Raw genomic sequence first — 2,653 nt, 5'->3', positions numbered from 1 at the left:
TTTTTCAATATTTATTTGTCCATGACCCCACAAATTTCCGTGAAGAACCAAAAAATAGCATGACCCGCGCCGCTCCCCCATTGGCCGCAGGTGGGTCAGTTCCTGGGATAGGCCATGAGGAAGCGATTCTGTGCGTCCTTCAAGGCTGCCACGACGGCCTTTTGGGACAGAGCCAGAAAGCGCTTTTTGAGCACATCCGTAATGAGCTCCGTATCGGTCACAAGGTTCTTGCCTTCAATGATCTGGCGCAGGAAATCAATGGTATCGCTCATGATCATATTGGCGCTGCAGTTGATGATGGTTCCCGTCTTCACGTCCACGACGAGGCTCAAGGTAAAAGTGCCGTACATGGCATTGATGGCATCTTCCTTGGAAACCCGGGCCACGCCGGTCACAAAGACGGAATCTAGTGGATAGGTTTTCATGATGGGTTCCTTTCAGGGCCGTTGTTTTTTGATTGTTGGTACAAAAAATGGGACTATGCGGCTTTATACCTTCATCCTACACCTGAGGAAAAGGCGTGTCAAATAAATATCTTGCTTTTCTGAAAAATCTATGGTACAGTTACATCAGTAGTGAAAAACTTCATCATTCCTTAGTTATGTGGAAGCAGTTTCCCTGCCATCCGTCCGTAAGTAAGGCCTGAATCGCGGCGTCCCGCCCTTTCAGGCCTTTTTTTATTTAATTGCCGAGGAGGAACATCATGAATAAACAGCAGCCGATTGGCGTCATTGATTCCGGAGTTGGCGGACTGACGGTCCTGCGCCGCCTGCAGGAGCTCATGCCCCATGAACATTTCATCTTTTTGGGCGATACGCTCAATACGCCCTATGGCAACCGGTCCCGTGAGGACATCATTCGCCTCGTCAATCAAATGACCGACTACCTGTCCTATCGCAATATCAAGGCCCTTGTTGCAGCATGCAATACGATTACGGTCCTGGGGGAAGAAACCATCCGCAATGGCCATGATTTTGAGGTCATCGGCATGGCCAAGGGCAGCAAGATGATCCCTTCTGTCACCAAAACAGGGCGCATCGGCATCATGGCCACGGATTTTACGATCAGTACGGGAGCCCACAAAAAGGAAATCGAAGCCGCCCATCCAGAGTATCAAGTCTTTGGTGTCGGCTGCCCCCGCCTGGTTCCCCTCATCGAGCACGAACAATTTGGGACGGCTGAACTAAAAGACGCCATCAAGGAATATACGGATATCTTAAAGAGCCATGACGTCGATACGGTGATGCTGAGCTGCACCCATTACCCCTTCCTCAAAAAAGAAATCGAAGCGGCTATGGGACCTGCCGTCACCGTTCTTGATCCGGCAGAAGTCACCGCCAAAAAATGCCGGTATGACCTTTGCGAGCGGGATCTTTTGTCCAAAACCGGCACTGGGACTACGGAAATCTGCTTTACGACCGACCTTGAAAGAGGCCTGCGCCTAGCTTCCCTCATGGTTGATTTGAGTGCGTGCCGGGCGCATGTAGTGGGTCTCGAGCGGCAAGATCCGACCCTGAAAGTAAGTTAAGCGAGGGCGGTTGTGCGGTAAAACCGCTAAGGCATCAGACAACAAATAAGCCCTGACCCGAACCTAAGCGCAGGTGCGGGTCAGGGTCCTTTAGTTTGGACTGTTTTCCGCAAGCGGCTGACCTTGGAAAGATAGGGATACCTCCTGAAAGAACCGCCTTCATTTTTACCTTAGGACTCGGTGCGTCTGCTGCCCTGAGGCAAAAAACACAAGGCTGCAAAGCCTTGTGGATTTCATTGCTTTGCAGCCTTTTTTAGCTGCCGGATCCCAGCGATTGACTTTTTTTATTTTTAAAGACAAAGACTTTTATGGAGCTTGTTACAGAGCGGGCAGACATAGTCATCGGGTTTGCTGTTAAGGTCCCCGACATACGCCTAGCCGCACACGGGGCAGCGGTAGACTTTCTTTCCTTCCACGGGCGCTTCTTCCGGTGCAAACCGATCGATGAGCGCCTCTAGGAAAGATCCATGGTCCCCTTCCTGACGGGCAAAACATTCATTTCAGCAGCAGCTTCTGATAAACCGGTACCTCGGACTCAGAAGAGATGGCTTTGGCCTTTTCTTCGCCGGCGGCTTCGACTTTTTGCAGGCTTCTTACAAGACGCCAAAAGTCTTTGGGATAAGCCCCTTTCAAGACAGCATCGGCTCCGGAATGAAAGGCTTCTTCGCTGCCGATTGCCATGGTGGTTCTCTAGAAAGAGCACGAAATAGCCGTAAAAGACCTGGGGACCGCCTCTATCTTGATTTGAGAACCCTCACGCTGGTTCCTAAGGCCTTGGAGCGCCTGGGCTATGCTGCGCGTCAGCGCAGCAAGCTGGACAAGCAGGTGATGGTTGTCCTATTGACGGAAGAAGGGGCCGCGCTCAAGGAAAAAGCCCTTTCCCTGCCGGAATAGATGAGTTGCCAGCTGATGCAGCGGGCTTTCGATGACAAGGGAAGAAGCAGAAGTCCTAAAGAAAAAACGCTATGAACGCCTTGCTTTTTTATTTTCCTAAAAAAACAGAAAGGCAGGCAGCCCACTGAGACCGCCTGCCTTTTTGTTTTGATATCCATTTTCCCGATTTTCCTGGACGGTAAATTGCAAGTTGAATTTGAACAACTATAATCAAGAAACACACTCAATAGC

The 2,653-nt window shown here is 50.5% G+C and carries 4 protein-coding genes; 2 read left to right on the top strand and 2 right to left on the bottom strand.

The genetic code is table 11. The annotated features are described in order from the left end of the window. Positions 1-95: 95 nt before the first annotated feature. Complete coding sequence (locus QZQ08_RS09730) at positions 96-425, bottom strand: DUF3870 domain-containing protein (protein WP_296331479.1); 330 nt, start codon at positions 423-425, stop codon at positions 96-98. 278 nt (positions 426-703) lie between these two features. Between QZQ08_RS09730 and murI the strand changes: the two genes are divergently transcribed. Further along, positions 704-1,528 carry a glutamate racemase gene (gene murI / locus QZQ08_RS09725; RefSeq protein ID WP_296331477.1) on the top strand — a complete coding sequence of 275 codons (825 nt, stop codon included), beginning with the start codon at positions 704-706 and terminating at the stop codon, positions 1,526-1,528. Between the two features lie 495 nt (positions 1,529-2,023). Here the strand turns inward: murI and QZQ08_RS09720 are convergent, their stop codons facing one another. After that, a complete protein-coding gene (locus tag QZQ08_RS09720) occupies positions 2,024-2,209 on the bottom strand; it encodes a hypothetical protein (RefSeq protein WP_296331474.1) in 186 nt (61 codons plus the stop codon). 63 nt (positions 2,210-2,272) lie between these two features. On the opposite strand from QZQ08_RS09720, the gene QZQ08_RS09715 reads away from it, so the two are divergent. After that, the gene (locus QZQ08_RS09715; RefSeq protein WP_296331472.1) at positions 2,273-2,422 is read left to right on the top strand and encodes a hypothetical protein; all 150 of its coding nucleotides are present in this window, start codon (positions 2,273-2,275) and stop codon (positions 2,420-2,422) included. Positions 2,423-2,653 lie beyond the last annotated feature (231 nt).

Origin of the sequence: uncultured Acidaminococcus sp., from assembly GCA_900538365.1 — a bacterium.
GTDB lineage: Bacteria > Bacillota > Negativicutes > Acidaminococcales > Acidaminococcaceae > Acidaminococcus.
This window is presented reverse-complemented; position numbering and strand designations above follow the sequence as displayed.